We start from the raw sequence: 14,917 nt of genomic DNA, 5'->3' as shown, positions 1-14,917 counted from the left end.
CAACGCAGCCGCTGCAGGGGATAGTTATCTATTAGTGGCGCGGAGAAATAAGCTCGGAAATATCCGGAGTAGGTGTATTTAGTTTCGGATAACTCAGGTCAAGCCCCTCCAGCGTTTTCACCACAATGGCCAGCGCCAGGTAATTGCGGTACCACCGGTGATTCGCCGGAATCCAGTACCACGGGGCTTTCTCTATGCTGCTTTGCTCAAAAACATCTTCATAGGCCTTTTGATAATCGTCCCAGTATTCACGCTCCTGCAGATCACTGGCGTCGAACTTCCAATGTTTCGCCGGATCATGAAGCCGCTCCTGGATCTTCTCCAGCTGCTTCTCCTTGGAGATATGCAGAAAGAGCTTGATTACCGTTGTCCCCTCTTCCGCCAGCATTTCCTCAAACTGGCGGATGTAGCGGAAACGCCGCTTGGCATCCTCTTTCTTCAGACTGCCGTGCACACGCGGTACCAGTACATCCTCATAATGCGAACGGTTGAACGCAGCGATATAGCCTTTGGGCGGTGTCTTCATATGGACTCTCCACAGGAAATCGTGTGCCTCCTCCTCAAGAGAGGGCTTCTTGAAGCTGGTGACGATGAACCCCTGCGGATTAATGCCGGAGAAAATATGCTTAACGGTTCCATCCTTTCCGCTCGAATCCATTCCTTGAAGTATAACCAGCAGGGAATGCTTCTTCTGTGCAAAAAGGATATCCTGAAGCTCAGCCAGCCGTTTCTTCAGCTTCTCCATTTTGGCTTCCGCTTCCTCTTTGGATTTGAATTCACCGCGTTCATTGGGATCGAGGTCCTTCAGGCGTGTTTCACTTGTGTCTTTTATCATATAACGCTTGATGTTCATATATTCCCTCCTCCACTCTGTTCTTTAAGATTAACCTCATCAACTTGATTTTAACCGTTCTGTATAAGCAATGCCAAAACCCCGCCACCCTGAGTGTATTCAGGTGAGCGGGGTTTTGGTTTATGGATTTTTAAATTGAGGCCGGTTTCAAAATCCGGTGCAGCATCAAAATCTGGAACGCATTGCAAGCGACCAGCGGAACCAGAATAAAAATGGTGGCGCTGTCTACGCCGATCCGGAGTACACCGATAATCTCAACAATGGTGATGGCGGTCATAAAGAAAAAGGTTGGAATCCAAGCCGAAGCGTTGGTACCCCGCATTTTGAACCAGGAAACAATAATTGCGGTAAGCAGAATCCCCAGACCCAAAATCAGGTCAGATGCAACACTCCGGTCCCCGCTCACAAAGGTACGCAGGAAAACCAGTTCAAGCAGCGCGAGCACTGCCAGCACCAGTTGTATGTACCGCCATGCCTTGCGCGGGAACACGCCGGTGCCCATGTAATTAAGAATCAGATAAGCGAAGAACCCAAGCTGTGCATATACACTGACGAGCACTCCGTAACCAAAAAGGATCAGGGAGTAAAGTAAAAGGTCGGCGGTGCTCTTGAAATCGATTCCGCCATTGACTGTCTGCAGGGCAAGACCGGCAATCACGGCCCCTCCTGCTCCGATCAAAAGCGTGGTCCAGAATAAATAAAACCATTTTCTTAAGTTCAGCGCTTTCACCTCCCCGTGTCAGATTTATTTTACCAAGGTTACCGTCAAAAAACCATTACACTCCAACATAAATGTGTGTCCCAGCGGCATACTACAGTCAGTAACTCTATAAAGGAGGGCAGCGCCAATGAAATGGAGGACTTTGTGGTCTGGAGGCTTGGCACTCGGCTTGGTTATGGCCTTAACGGCCTGCGGAGGCGAACAGAGCAGCAGTTCTTCTTCCGGACAGGGCGGATATAAGGAAATGAAGACGATGGTTGTAGATATATTGAAAAGCGATGAGGGGAAGAAGGCGGTTGAGGAGGCCCTTTCTACTCCCAGCTCGGGTGAAAGCAGCACAAGCGGGCTGAGCATGAAAATGATGCCGATGCAGACAACCGAGCAGATCCGGATCGCGGTTAAAGACACCATCACAGCTCCTGAGTACCAGAAGGAAATCGAAAAGATCATGACGGACCCGCAGTTTGCCGGGGAGTTCGCCAAAGCGATTAATACGCAGAGCAAGGAATTGCATCTTCAATTAATCAAGGACCCAACGTATCAAAAGTCTGTCGAAGAAATTATGAAATCGCCTGAAATGATGAAAATGTTCCTCGACCTTACTAAGACTTCCGATTACCGCAAGCAATCCATGACGATTATGCAGGAGGCCATGCAGAACCCGCTCTTCCGTATGGAAGTTCTCGATCTGCTCAAAACTGTAGTACAGGAAGAGCTGCAGCCTAAGGTACAGAAAAAGGATGCCGAAAAAGGCGGCGGGGGCGGCGGAGAGGAACAGGAAAGCGGGGGCGACAGTCAGAAGCAGGAAGGCGGAGATGATTCCGGCTCCTAAAATAACATATATTTTCTTTTCAAAAAAGGCCTTGCCCCATATGGGACAGGCCTTTTTGTGTGCAAACAAATTTCTCAGAGCTTACTCTTCGTACTTGGCGATCAGCTTGTCTGCAATTTCTGCAAATAACCCTCCGGTTGGCGTATCCGCCTTATACACTGACGGGGAGAAATCAGGCTCAGAGATATGGTTGTCCGGTGCACCGAGCGGCACCTGGGCCAGCAGCTCTGTATGCAGTGTTTCGGCCAGACGGGCACCTCCACCGCGTCCGAAGATATAATCCTTCTTCCCGCAGGAGGAACATTCGTAATAGGCCATATTCTCGATGACCCCAAGAATCTCATGATCCGTCTGCAGAGCCATAGAGCCCGCTCTGGCAGCCACAAAGGCAGCCGTAGCATGAGGGGTGGTTACAATAATCTCCTTGCTGTGCGGCAGCATCTGGTGCACGTCAAGCGCCACATCGCCCGTTCCCGGAGGCAGATCCAGCAGCAGATAATCCAGTTCACCCCAGCCTACATCGCTGAAGAACTGGCGCAGCATTTTGCCAAGCATCGGCCCTCTCCAGATGACCGGACTATTCTCACGGATAAAGAAGCCCATCGACATGACCTTCACTCCGAATCGTTCCACCGGAATGATGATGCCCTCTTCCACGACTGGTCCCTCTTCAATGCCCATCATATCCGGGATACTGAAGCCATAAATGTCGGCATCGATCAGACCGACCTTTTTACCTTTTCTGGCTAGTGCTACGGCCAGGTTCACCGTCACCGTAGACTTTCCCACTCCGCCCTTGCCGCTGGCGATCGCGATGAAGTTCACACCCGAATTCTCGTTGATCAGCTCATGCCCCTCAAGGCCCGCTGCATGGCCTTTCAGCTTCTCGCCTTGTTCTGATTCCTGCTCGTCCTCTGAACTCTCTCCACGGAGTATAGCGCGTTCATAATCGGTGGCATCACGCAGACGGATATGAATATTATCCGCTCCGCCCTCAGTAAGCAAATCGCGAACCTGCTGCTCCAGCTCCATACGCTGCTTCTCCTCGGAGTCAAGACACACGACAGATAGTGAGATCCGGTCTTCTTTAATCATGATATCGCGGATCAGCTGTAATTCGACAAGGCTTTTTCCGGATTCCGGGTCTGTGAGCGGCTGCAAAAGTTCCTGAATTTGTTCCCTAGTCAGCATGGAAAGCACCTCTGTTCCTTCCCGGACGGGTAAGCTCCGGTATTTTCGTCTATTATAGCATTACCCTCCGGCGGAAGAGTAGTCCCACCCTATGGCTGCTCAGAGGTATACCGCAGGATCCCCCGGTAGATACTGGTTGCCACCTTCCGTTGATACACATCGTCTCCAAGCAGAACGGATTCCTCAGGATGGGATAGGAACCCTACCTCAACTAAGACAGCCGGCATCTTTAATACTTTTAACAAATAAATAGTGTTCGCAGTCTTGGCCACACGGTCTGTATTCTCAAGGGTAGCCTTCAGCTCATCCTGTACCAATCCGGCCAACGCCTTGTTGCCCTCATTGCTTGGATAATAGAAGGTTTGGGCTCCGCTCCAGCGGTTCGAAGGAATACTGTTCATATGTACGCTGATAAACAGATCGGCGCCCTTCTCCTCGATACTTCTGACCCGCTGCTTCAGATCCTCCGTCTTGCGTCTGGCATACCCTTTCGTGCTGTCCTGGGCCAGATCATAATCCCCTTCCCGGGTCATTACTACAATAGCTCCCGCCTGCTGCAGATAATCGCGTAAATAGAGGGACACTGATAAGTTGATATCCTTCTCAATCAGCCCCTCCCGGCTCACCGCGCCGCCATCCGGACCCCCGTGGCCCGCATCAATGGCAATTACCTTGCCGGAAAGCGGCAGACTCCAATAATTGATCGTCTTGGCAGTCGGCATGTCATAAGCAATGATACCGATCATCACAGCGAGTAATGCAGCCCCCAGGATGCTTTTTTTGATGCTGCTCCAAGAGATCCAGACCGAGACTTTATGCTGCTGTCGGCCAGACATAACAAAGACCCCCTCGTCCCGATAGATTCTACTCATCTATATGGGACAAGAGGGCCAAATAGTACTGGCTGTTTAAGCTTGGACCGAAACTTCCGGAGACATGCCTTCAATCAGAATCTGCGCCACTTCGGGGCGCGTAAATTCAGGAGGCGGACATTGTCCGTCGCGAAGAAGTGCCCGTACCTTAGTTCCGGAGAGCGTCAAATGCTGATCACCCGGATGCGGGCAGGTTTTGCTGGAGGCCATGTTGCCGCATTTCACACAGAAGAAGCTGTGCTCGAAGAATAATGGCGTAATGCCAAGTTCCTCGGCGGTAAAGTTCGCAAAGATCTCCTGCGCTTCGTAAGTGCCGTAGTAGTCACCCACACCGGCATGATCACGACCGACAATAAAATGTGTGCAGCCGTAATTCTTGCGTACCATCGCATGGAATATGGCTTCACGCGGTCCGGCATAACGCATTGCCGCCGGGAATACGCCCAGGAATGTGCGGTTCTCCGGATAATAATTCTCCAGGAGCGCAAGATAACTCTTCATCCTCACATTGGCCGGCACATCGTCAGACTTGGTTTCACCCACAAGCGGATTCAGGAACAGGGCGTCTACAACCTCCATAGCACATTTCTGGATGTACTCATGAGCGCGGTGTACCGGATTGCGTGTCTGGAAGCCCACAACGGTTCTCCAGCCTTTATCCGCGAAGATCTGACGGGTCTCGGCAGGGTCGAAATAGAACTCACCGAATTTCTCAGGCTGCGGCCGGTTCAGTACAGTTATAGGACCGCCTACATAAGTTGCCGGACGGGCGAGCAGTTTGCTTACGCCAGGATGCTCAGGATCGGTTGTCTTGAACACATTCTGCGCTTCCAGCTGCTGATCCACTTCGTAAATACTCTCAATATCAAGCAGTCCGTAGACTACACCGTCTTCTTCACCAATCAGCGACACTCTGTCACCCACTGCAAGGGATGCCGCCTGCTTGTCATCAACAGCCAGTGTGATAGGAATGCTCCATACAGTTCCATCTGCCAGACGCATGCTAGTGACCACAGAATGGTAGTCCGCTTCATTCAAGAAACCCGTGAGCGGCGAAAATGCACCTACACCAATCAAATCCAAATCAGATAAAGTCCATGTATTGAGAGCAATTGATTTATTGGCTGAGGCTTGCTGCAACAGTTGTTCTCTCTCCGCACCCTCTGCTATACGCTGAACCAGCGCTCCTCCATGAGGAAGTATTGAAGTCATCCTTGTTCTCTCCTCCTGTGTGCAATGCTAGTGTGTTATTTGTGCAATCCACATTCTGTTTTGTCTGATCCGGACCATCTTCCGGCACGCGGATCTTCACCAGGCATAACCGCCCGGGTGCATTGCTCACAGCCGATACTAGGGAAGTTACGGTCATGAAGCGGGTTATAGACCACATCATTCTCGCGGATATAATTCCATACATCCTCTGTGGTCCAGCTTGCAATCGGATTAAACTTTACAAGGCCAAATTTGTTATCATACTCTACCTTTTTGGAGTTGGCGCGGGTTGGCGCCTGGTCACGGCGGATTCCGGTAATCCAAGCGTCGTATTGAGAAAGAATACGCGTGAGCGGTTCCACCTTACGGATGGCGCAGCATTGATTCGGGTCAGTGTTCCAAAGAGCCTCACCATACTGCAGTGCCTGCTCTTTTACTGTAATCTGTGGCGATACACGGACGAACTCCATTCCGTACTTGTCGGCCATAACATCTCTTGTCTCATAGGTTTCCTTGAAGTGATAATCGGTGTCGAGATAGAACACATCTGTCGACGGGCTGACCTTCTGGATCATATCCACCAGTACAACATCTTCGGCACCAAAACTGCAGGCAAACGTTATATTAGGAAAAGTCTCTACCGCCCAGCGGATAATCTCTTCAGGAGTGGCATTCTCCAATTCTTCGGCTTTAACTTTGATTAAATCCTCTTTCTCAAGCAGATTCATCTAATCTTCCTCCATCCGGATATAGCCAAGATCGAATCCTCTGAGAGATTAATCCCGACTAATTCTATATGGTATAGTATATCTGTTTCAGTGGCGAAGTCAATGGGTTTTGTTCATTTTGGAATAAAGTATTCGGGGAATTAATATTTTGATGATAAAAACATAAAAAGCTCCCGGCCATAAAGGCCAGGAGCTTGAGTTCCTTGTTATCAAGGAAATTGATATTAACGTTTCGAGAACTGTGGAGCACGACGAGCGGCTTTGAGGCCGTATTTCTTACGTTCCTTCATACGTGGGTCACGAGTCAGGAAGCCGGCTTTCTTAAGCGCACCGCGATATTCAGGGTCTACTTTGAGCAATGCACGGGAGATCCCGTGACGGATTGCGCCAGCTTGACCGGAAATGCCGCCACCATGTGCAAGAACGATTACATCGTAGTTGCCCAGAGTTTCAGTCAGGTTCAAAGGTTGTCTTACGATCATCTTCAGTGTTTCCACACCGAAATATTCGTCCATCTCGCGTTTGTTAATGACAATGCGTCCTTCACCCGGTACAAGGCGAACACGTGCTACCGAATGTTTACGACGACCTGTCCCATAGTATTGTACTTGTGCCATGAAACTGTCCTCCTCTATTCTTATCCGCGAAGTTCGTAAACTTCAGGTTTTTGTGCTGCATGTGGATGTTCAGCGCCTGCATATACTTTGAGTCTCAGTTTCATGTGATCCCCTTGACGAGTCTTAGGAATCATGCCGTGAACTGCGAATTCAATCATACGCTCAGGTTTGGTTTTGATCAGGTCTTCAGCAACAGTGACTTTCAAACCACCTGGGTGCATCGAGTGACGGTAGTATTTCTTGTTTTGCATTTTCTTACCGGTCAGGTGAATCTTCTCAGCGTTGATAACAATTACGAAATCTCCAGTATCAACATGTGGAGTGAATTGCGGTTTGTGTTTGCCACGGATTAGAGCAGCGGCTTCGCTTGCCAAACGGCCAAGTGTTTTGCCTTCGGCATCAATGATGTGCCAATTGCGTTCAACTTCGTTCGGCTTCGCCATATAGGTGGTACGCATGAATGTTTCCTCCTTGTTCTCGTACGAAAATCATCTGTTTCGTATATCTTGTTTCTCATTGGATTACAATTATGTGAGTTAAGAAAAGCTTGTTTGTTGGCATTTCCTTGATCGGGGCTGTGGGATAGCCATCAAGAAAACACAACTTTTATATTACAGCATAAACATGACAAGTGCAAGTGATTTTTAACTTTTCAAACACTATTTTTCATAGAAAATAATGTGCTGATCGTTTAGTTCTCATTCTCGTCATATTCTACACTCCAGAGTGCCAAACCCTTAGACACAGCCGTAGGTCCGGCCGCTGCGCGGTCACATGCCGCAAGAATTACAGGGATTCTATCCGCGCTGATCTTACCTTGTCCCACTTGCATCAACGTGCCCATAATAATGCGTACCATATGCTGCAGGAAGCCGCTGCCTGTAATATACGTATGGATAACACCCTGATCGGGAGACCCGGGCCGGCACATGCTGCGGTCCACCTCAAGACGTGCTTCAAATATCGTGCGTACATGCGAAGTCTTGGTAGACTTCCTGGACGCAAATGAAGTGTAATCATGGGTGCCCAGCAGCCCAGCCAACCCCTGCTCCATCGCCGGAATATCCAGCTTCATCGGATGATGATGCTGCCAGCGCCGCTGGAACGGGTCCGGGAACCGGTTGCCGTTAATCGTGTACCGGTAGGTTTTACGCTTCGCTCCTCTACGGGAATGGAAAGAGAGCGGAACCTCCCAGGCCTCGGTAACCACGATATCCTGCGGAAGCCTGGCGTTCAGAGCCAGACACCAGCGTTCCAGCGGGATCTGGGAAGAGGTTATGAAATTAAAAGGTTGGCCATAAGCGTGCACTCCTGCGTCAGTCCGTCCTGAGCCCGTTATCTTGAGCGTCTCACCGGTCAGATGAAGAATGGCATGCTCCAGCTTGTCCTGAATCGTATTGCCCTGAGGCTGGGTCTGAAAGCCATCATAATGGGTACCGTCATAATTGACTTTCATCAATAGATTGCGCATTTCATTCTCCTGTTAGTCCATAGGTTTTTCTGTTTCATAAAAAAAGAGCCCCGGCGGGAGCTCCTTCTACTCTATACAAGGTGATTCCCGCGGTTATTTGCACGGCAGGGTCAAAATGCCCTGCAGTACAATAACGTTAAATACGTAATGCGTACATCCGGAAATCATGCTTGTGAAACTACGCGCGGTCTACCAGTTCAAGATAAACCATAGGCGCAGCATCGCCACGGCGAGGTCCCAGCTTCAGGATACGAGTGTATCCGCCTGGACGCTCAGTGTAACGAGGAGCAATATCAGAGAACAATTTTTGGATTGCATCTTGTTCACCGTCTACAGTCTCACGACGAACAAATGCTGCTACTTGACGACGAGCATGAAGATCGCCCTTTTTCGCTTTTGTGATCAGTTTCTCAGCGATGGAACGAACTTCCTTCGCCTTGGCTTCTGTTGTCTGGATGCGTTCGTATAGGAACAGATCCGTTACCATATCGCGGAATAGTGCTTTGCGCGCGCTGGAATCACGGCCCAATTTTTGGTATGCCATTTGTTTTCCCTCCTTCACTCAAGTCTCAAGAAACCCTATAACTATTCTTCTGTACGGAGACCCAAACCAAGCTCCTCAAGCTTCTCTTGAACTTCTTCCAAAGATTTGCGGCCCAGGTTACGGACCTTCATCATATCTTCTTCAGTTTTCGTAGTCAGCTCTTGCACGGTATTAATACCGGCACGTTTGAGGCAGTTGTAGGAACGGACAGAAAGATCTAGCTCTTCGATGGTCATCTCGAGTACTTTTTCTTTTTTGTCTTCTTCTTTTTCAACCATAATTTCGGCGTCTTTCGCTTCGTCCGTAAGACCTACGAACAGAACGAGGTGCTCGTTCAAAATTTTGGCTCCAAGACTAACGGCTTCTTCCGGTCTGATACTGCCATCCGTCCAAATTTCAAGCGTCAATTTGTCGTAGTTAGTCACTTGACCAACACGGGTATTATCAATACCATAATTCACGCGGGAAATAGGAGTGTAGATGGAGTCAACTGGAATAACACCGATTGGCTGATCGTCGCGTTTGTTCCGGTCCGCTTGGACGTAGCCGCGACCACGGCCTGCAAAAATGCGCATGTGTAGTCTCGCTCCAGGTCCCAGCGTTGCAATATGAAGATCCGGGTTCAGGATCTCAACATCGCTATCCGCACGAATATCACCTGCGGTAACGATGCCTTCTCCTTCAGCATCAATCTCGAACACTTTCTCTTCATCCGAATGAATCTTCAGAGACAGAGCTTTAAGGTTCAGGATGATTTCCGTCACATCTTCCATTACGCCGGGAACGGTCGAGAACTCATGCAGAACGCCGTCAATTTGGACCGAAGTCACTGCGGCTCCCGGAAGGGAGGAAAGCAAGATCCGGCGAAGCGAATTCCCCAGAGTCGTGCCATATCCACGTTCCAGCGGTTCAATTACGAATTTCCCATAGGTTCCATCATCATTGGCTTCTACGGTCTCAATCTTCGGCTTTTCGATTTCTATCACGAGTGTACCCCTCCTTCAAACGTCGCTCCTATATGAAACAGTCACCCCATCAGGTGTATCATGTAGTATGCCTAAACACCTATTATTAGCAGATGCGTCAGAATTATACCACAATCACAATTCTGATTTTACTAAACGCGGCGACGCTTCGGCGGACGGCATCCATTGTGAGGAACCGGAGTAACGTCTTTAATGAGGTTTACTTCAAGGCCAGCGGCCTGAAGGGAACGGATGGCTGCTTCGCGGCCCGCGCCCGGTCCTTTAACCATAACTTCAACGGACTTCATGCCGTGTTCCATAGCTGCTTTAGCAGCAGATTCGGCTGCCATTTGCGCTGCAAATGGAGTCGATTTACGGGAACCTTTGAATCCTTGACCGCCGGAGCTTGCCCAGGAAATTGCATTTCCGTGAGGGTCCGTGATCGTAACGATAGTGTTATTGAACGTGGAACGGATATGTGCCACGCCAGACTCGATATTTTTCCGGTCGCGACGTTTCGTACGTACGACTTTTTTCGGTTTAGCCATTGTCTCTTATCACCTCTTCTTATTTCTTTTTGTTTGCTACCGTACGACGCGGGCCTTTACGGGTACGGGCATTTGTTTTGGTACGTTGACCGCGAACAGGCAATCCACGACGGTGACGAACACCGCGGTAACAGCCGATCTCAGTAAGACGTTTAATATTCAAGGAAATTTCACGACGAAGGTCACCTTCAACCTTAACCTGCTTGTCGATCGTTTCACGCAGTTTGCTGACTTCATCTTCCGTCAAATCACGGACACGTGTGTTAACGTCAATGCCTGTTTCATTAAGAATTTTCTGGGAAGTCGTTTTACCGATTCCGAAAATATAAGTCAAGGCGATCTCAACGCGCTTATCACGTGGCAAATCCACTCCAGCTATACGAGCCATTTTACGCTACACCCCCTTCTTAACCTTGTTTTTGTTTGTGTTTCGGATTTTCGCAAATTACCATAACAGTCCCTTTGCGGCGGATGACTTTGCATTTTTCGCAAATGGGCTTTACAGAAGGTCTTACCTTCATGTTAATTACCTCCTCAAAGTTTTGCGAAGCAAAACTTTTGTTGTAGTTCCCATCTATTTACGGTAAGTTATACGGCCTTTTGATAAATCATAAGGCGATAACTGCACGACCACTTTGTCTCCGGTTAGGATACGGATAAAGTGCATCCGCAATTTCCCGGACACATGGGCAAGTATTTGATGACCGTTCTCAAGCTCAACCTTAAACGTTGCGTTAGGCAACGGCTCAATGACCGTTCCTTCTACCTCAATGACATCTTCCTTAGCCACAGTTAGTCTCCTTTCTCATTAGCACTTTTTCCAGCTGGTTCCCCATACTTCATCACTGCGAACCGCAGCTTTCCGTTGGTTACCCGGCCGGTTTCTTCCAAACTATCTACAATCTCACTGCTGATGAAGGGTATGAGCTCCAAGTGCTGAATATTCTTCTTCTTTGGACTATCAAACTTACGTTTGTCCCCGTCAGCAATATATACAAATCTGCTATCAACAACTGCGATAACAACGGCAGCCTCTCCGGCATCCTTGCCTTTGAGAATTCTCACGATTTGACCAATCTGCGGGCTGCTCCCAGTATTCACGTGAAGATCACCTACGCATTCAGTTTTGTGAAAATCTCCATGCCGTCCGGTGTAACTGCTACTGTATGCTCAAAGTGAGCGCATAGTGAACCGTCTACCGTAACGACCGTCCAGTTATCTTCCAGCGTTCTGACATATCTGTCCCCGGCGTTAACCATCGGCTCAATCGCGAGTACCATACCCGGCTTCAGACGTGGTCCGCGGTCCGCTATGCCATAATTCGGAATTTGCGGTTCTTCATGCAGTTCTGCCCCAATGCCATGACCAACATACTCGCGGACAACGGAGAAGCCGGCGTCCTCGATGTACTGCTGGATTGCATGGGAGATTGTAAACAAGCGCACATCCGGTTTGACTAACGCCAGTCCTGCGTACAAGGAGCCTTCCGTGACGTCCAGCAGACGCTGAGCCTCTTCAGAAATGCTGCCCACCCCGTAGGTCCAGGCGGAATCACCGTGATAACCGCGGTACTCTGCACCGATATCCAGCGTAACAATATCGCCTTCTACCAGTTTGCGTTTACCTGGAAATCCATGCACCAATTGTTCGTTGACTGAAGCGCAAATGCTGGCAGGAAAACCGTTGTAACCTTTGAAAGACGGCACAGCACCTTGACTGCGGATGTATTGATCGGCGATTCTGTCGAGTTCTCCAGTTGTAATACCAGGCTCTATAGCCTCAGCAATACGACGGTGACTCTCGGCAACAATTCGTCCAGCTTCCCTCATAAAGGCAAGTTCCTGTTCGGATTTACAAATGATCATTACATTAACCCCGCAATAAAGACACGATTTCGGAAGAAACGACATTGATTTCGTTTTCTCCGTTTACCTGACGCAAAAGACCTTTATCGTCATAAAATGCAAGCAGCGGCGCTGTTTTGTTATCATACTCATCCAGACGCTTGCCTACACTCTCTTCGTTGTCATCCGGACGCTGATACAATTCACCGCCATCAATGTCGCAGATGCCATCTTGCTTCGGCGGGTTGAAAATTAAATGGTAGGATGTTCCGCAAGTGCTGCAGATCCGGCGTCCTGTAAGGCGCGCCATCAGCAGTCCGCGGTCCACATTCAAGTTGATTACGTGATCTAGTGAAGTGCCGAGGCGGCTAAGGATTTCTCCCAGCGCTTCCGCTTGCGAAAGGGTTCTTGGAAAGCCATCCAATAAAAAACCTTTTTCGCAATCGGACTGCTGCAGCCGTTCTTCAACGATTCCAATAGTCACATCATCAGGTACAAGCAAGCCTTGTTCCGTGTAAGATTTAGCTTTCAGCCCGATTGGAGTTCCCTGCTTGATCGCCAAGCGGAAAGCATCTCCAGTCGAAATATGCGGAATACCAAGTTCCTTCACTACTACAGCGGCTTGTGTTCCCTTGCCTGCCCCAGGAGGGCCCATGAATAAAATGTTCACGATTCTCTTCTCCCCCCAAAAGTTCGCCACCAAGCAAGAAACAGCACAATAGGTACCGGGAAGTTTAAAACCCTAGGTACTTCACCGGAACCTATCGCCTATTTATTGATGAAGCCTTTGTAATGGCGTTTGATCAATTGGCTCTCGATCTGCTTCATAGTATCCAATGCCACACCGATTACGATCAGGAGAGCAGTACCGCCGATCTGTACTTGCTTCGGCAGACCGGATAGTGAACCAAACAATACTGGCAGCACAGAAATGAGTGATAGGAACAACGCACCGGACATAGTCAGACGCGACATTACTCTAGTCAAATATTTCTCTGTAGCCTTGCCTGGACGAATCCCCGGAATGTATCCGCCATTCTTTTTCATATTATCAGCCATTTGCTGCGGATTCATCTGGACAAACGTATAGAAGAACGTAAATCCAATGATCATGATTACATAAAGAACCATGCCGAGCGGCTTCGTATGATCCAGATTCTGCGAAACCCATTTGGCCCAAGCGAGATGTGGCCAGATACTTGCGATAACGATCGGGAATTGAAGCAGTGAAACGGCGAAGATAACCGGAATTACACCAGCCGCATTAATTTTAAGCGGAATGTGCGTATTCTGTCCACCGTACATTTTGTTACCGACTACGCGTTTGGCATATTGTACAGGGATCTTACGGATACCTTGTTGAACAAAGATAACCCCGACAATAATCGCAACAACCACAATCAGTACAATAACGACTTTAAGAATATTCAGGAACATCTGATCCGGCTGAATAAAGCTTGATTGAGCCGTAGTAGTGATATATCCCGGAAAGGCGGCGACGATTCCCGCAAAAATTAGGATGGAAATCCCGTTTCCTATACCCTTTTCAGTGATCTGCTCACCTAACCACATCAGGAACGATGTACCCGCCGTCAGTATGATCGCAATGAGCAGGTAATCCGCAAAGGTTGCATTTGGAATCATCTCAGTGCCATAAATCCGGTTAAACCCGATAGATGTGGCAAACGCTTGAATCAAACCTAGCACTACAGTGCCGTAACGCGTAATTTGGGCCAGTTGTTTTTTCCCGTGCTCCCCTTGCTTAGCCCATTCGGCAAACTTAGGGATAACATCCATCGAGAGCAATTGCACTATGATGGATGCTGTAATGTACGGGTAAATACTGATCGCAAAAATCGAGAAGTTTTTGAGCGCTCCGCCCGAGAAGGTGTTCAAAAGACCCATCAAAGCGTCTCCGCCCTGATTTGTTGATTCCAGTACTTCTTTGTTCACACCGGGAACCGGTACAAACGAACCGATGCGGTAAATGATCAGAACGAACAGGGTGAACAGGATCTTTTTGCGCAAATCTTCAACATGCCATATATTCTTAAGCGTCTTGAACATTAGATCACCTCGGTTTTACCGCCGGCAGCTTCGATTTTCTCTACCGCAGATTGAGAGAACTTATTTGCTTGTACAGTCAATTTAACAGCCAGTTCGCCATTGCCGAGAATCTTAATGCCGCTCTTAGTGTTGCTGACAACACCAGTTTCAAGCAACAGTTGTGGAGTCACTTCTGTTCCTTCAGCAAAGCTATTCAGATCTTCCAGGTTCACAATCGCGTACTCTTTACGGGTAGGATTGATGAAACCACGTTTAGGCAGACGACGATAGAGTGGATTTTGTCCACCCTCGAAGCCTGGACGCACACCACCGCCGGAACGGGAGTTTTGACCTTTGTGACCGCGGCCCGAAGTTTTACCGTTCCCGCTACTTGGACCACGACCAACGCGGTTGCGTTCTTTGCGTGAACCAGGAGCTGGAGCAAGTTCATGTAACTTCATCGTTTGCACCTC

21 protein-coding genes are annotated in these 14,917 nt (G+C 48.9%); 1 reads left to right on the top strand and 20 read right to left on the bottom strand.

The window, feature by feature from the left end; translation table 11 throughout:
- Positions 1 to 31: 31 nt before the first annotated feature.
- Together MHI42_RS24000 and MHI42_RS23995 are read right to left on the bottom strand one after the other, a co-directional pair.
- Positions 32 to 853 (bottom strand): PPK2 family polyphosphate kinase, encoded by an 822-nt coding sequence (locus MHI42_RS24000; RefSeq protein WP_042217852.1) that lies wholly within the window; start codon positions 851 to 853, stop codon positions 32 to 34.
- 130 nt (positions 854 to 983) lie between these two features.
- Positions 984 to 1,574, bottom strand: a complete 591-nt coding sequence (locus MHI42_RS23995) for a KinB-signaling pathway activation protein (RefSeq protein ID WP_171720472.1) — start codon at positions 1,572 to 1,574, stop codon at positions 984 to 986.
- 127 nt (positions 1,575 to 1,701) lie between these two features.
- On the opposite strand from MHI42_RS23995, the gene gerD reads away from it, so the two are divergent.
- Positions 1,702 to 2,406 carry a spore germination lipoprotein GerD gene (gerD, locus tag MHI42_RS23990; RefSeq protein ID WP_042140123.1) on the top strand — a complete coding sequence of 235 codons (705 nt, stop codon included), beginning with the start codon at positions 1,702 to 1,704 and terminating at the stop codon, positions 2,404 to 2,406.
- Positions 2,407 to 2,487: 81 nt separating this feature from the next.
- Here gerD and MHI42_RS23985 read toward each other — a convergent pair whose 3' ends face one another.
- The 18 genes from MHI42_RS23985 to rplO form a co-directional block, all read right to left on the bottom strand.
- Positions 2,488 to 3,597 (bottom strand): Mrp/NBP35 family ATP-binding protein, encoded by a 1,110-nt coding sequence (locus tag MHI42_RS23985; RefSeq protein ID WP_171720433.1) that lies wholly within the window; start codon positions 3,595 to 3,597, stop codon positions 2,488 to 2,490.
- Positions 3,598 to 3,686: 89 nt separating this feature from the next.
- Entirely contained in the window at positions 3,687 to 4,433 is a 747-nt protein-coding gene (cwlD, locus tag MHI42_RS23980) for an N-acetylmuramoyl-L-alanine amidase CwlD (RefSeq protein WP_039310349.1), read from the bottom strand.
- A gap of 72 nt (positions 4,434 to 4,505) precedes the next feature.
- Entirely contained in the window at positions 4,506 to 5,681 is a 1,176-nt protein-coding gene (gene sat, locus MHI42_RS23975) for a sulfate adenylyltransferase (protein WP_342420851.1), read from the bottom strand.
- 35 nt (positions 5,682 to 5,716) lie between these two features.
- On the bottom strand, positions 5,717 to 6,409 hold the full coding sequence (locus tag MHI42_RS23970; protein WP_342420850.1) for a phosphoadenylyl-sulfate reductase: 693 nt from the start codon (positions 6,407 to 6,409) through the stop codon (positions 5,717 to 5,719).
- A gap of 224 nt (positions 6,410 to 6,633) precedes the next feature.
- Entirely contained in the window at positions 6,634 to 7,026 is a 393-nt protein-coding gene (gene rpsI, locus MHI42_RS23965) for a 30S ribosomal protein S9 (protein WP_042140127.1), read from the bottom strand.
- Between the two features lie 20 nt (positions 7,027 to 7,046).
- Complete coding sequence (rplM, locus tag MHI42_RS23960) at positions 7,047 to 7,484, bottom strand: 50S ribosomal protein L13 (protein WP_042140128.1); 438 nt, start codon at positions 7,482 to 7,484, stop codon at positions 7,047 to 7,049.
- A gap of 233 nt (positions 7,485 to 7,717) precedes the next feature.
- Positions 7,718 to 8,497, bottom strand: a complete 780-nt coding sequence (gene truA / locus MHI42_RS23955; protein WP_042140129.1) for a tRNA pseudouridine(38-40) synthase TruA — start codon at positions 8,495 to 8,497, stop codon at positions 7,718 to 7,720.
- A gap of 178 nt (positions 8,498 to 8,675) precedes the next feature.
- The gene (gene rplQ / locus MHI42_RS23950) at positions 8,676 to 9,041 is read right to left on the bottom strand and encodes a 50S ribosomal protein L17 (RefSeq protein WP_019908254.1); all 366 of its coding nucleotides are present in this window, start codon (positions 9,039 to 9,041) and stop codon (positions 8,676 to 8,678) included.
- A gap of 41 nt (positions 9,042 to 9,082) precedes the next feature.
- Complete coding sequence (locus MHI42_RS23945) at positions 9,083 to 10,027, bottom strand: DNA-directed RNA polymerase subunit alpha (RefSeq protein WP_039298711.1); 945 nt, start codon at positions 10,025 to 10,027, stop codon at positions 9,083 to 9,085.
- 131 nt (positions 10,028 to 10,158) lie between these two features.
- Entirely contained in the window at positions 10,159 to 10,554 is a 396-nt protein-coding gene (gene rpsK / locus MHI42_RS23940) for a 30S ribosomal protein S11 (RefSeq protein WP_019908251.1), read from the bottom strand.
- Between the two features lie 19 nt (positions 10,555 to 10,573).
- The gene (gene rpsM, locus MHI42_RS23935; protein WP_025706577.1) at positions 10,574 to 10,942 is read right to left on the bottom strand and encodes a 30S ribosomal protein S13; all 369 of its coding nucleotides are present in this window, start codon (positions 10,940 to 10,942) and stop codon (positions 10,574 to 10,576) included.
- 19 nt (positions 10,943 to 10,961) lie between these two features.
- On the bottom strand, positions 10,962 to 11,075 hold the full coding sequence (rpmJ, locus tag MHI42_RS23930; protein WP_003322638.1) for a 50S ribosomal protein L36: 114 nt from the start codon (positions 11,073 to 11,075) through the stop codon (positions 10,962 to 10,964).
- 53 nt (positions 11,076 to 11,128) lie between these two features.
- Positions 11,129 to 11,344, bottom strand: coding sequence for a translation initiation factor IF-1 (gene infA, locus MHI42_RS23925; protein WP_018753971.1), 216 nt, complete (start codon positions 11,342 to 11,344; stop codon positions 11,129 to 11,131).
- 2 nt (positions 11,345 to 11,346) lie between these two features.
- Positions 11,347 to 11,655, bottom strand: a complete 309-nt coding sequence (locus MHI42_RS23920; protein WP_039298678.1) for a KOW domain-containing RNA-binding protein — start codon at positions 11,653 to 11,655, stop codon at positions 11,347 to 11,349.
- Positions 11,656 to 11,666: 11 nt separating this feature from the next.
- Positions 11,667 to 12,419, bottom strand: coding sequence for a type I methionyl aminopeptidase (gene map, locus MHI42_RS23915; RefSeq protein ID WP_042239978.1), 753 nt, complete (start codon positions 12,417 to 12,419; stop codon positions 11,667 to 11,669).
- 4 nt (positions 12,420 to 12,423) lie between these two features.
- Positions 12,424 to 13,068, bottom strand: coding sequence for an adenylate kinase (locus MHI42_RS23910; protein WP_042140132.1), 645 nt, complete (start codon positions 13,066 to 13,068; stop codon positions 12,424 to 12,426).
- A 98-nt stretch (positions 13,069 to 13,166) separates the two neighbouring features.
- The gene (secY, locus tag MHI42_RS23905) at positions 13,167 to 14,465 is read right to left on the bottom strand and encodes a preprotein translocase subunit SecY (RefSeq protein WP_039298668.1); all 1,299 of its coding nucleotides are present in this window, start codon (positions 14,463 to 14,465) and stop codon (positions 13,167 to 13,169) included.
- Entirely contained in the window at positions 14,465 to 14,905 is a 441-nt protein-coding gene (gene rplO / locus MHI42_RS23900) for a 50S ribosomal protein L15 (RefSeq protein ID WP_039298666.1), read from the bottom strand. The genes secY and rplO overlap by 1 nt, the downstream gene beginning before the upstream one ends.
- Positions 14,906 to 14,917: the final 12 nt, after the last annotated feature.

The sequence above is a fragment of the Paenibacillus sp. FSL E2-0178 genome (genome assembly GCF_038593005.1).
Classification (GTDB): Bacteria; Bacillota; Bacilli; order Paenibacillales; family Paenibacillaceae; genus Paenibacillus_AQ; species Paenibacillus_AQ phytohabitans.
The sequence above is the reverse complement of the archived record's forward strand: the minus strand, read 5'-3'. Positions and strand labels throughout refer to the sequence as shown.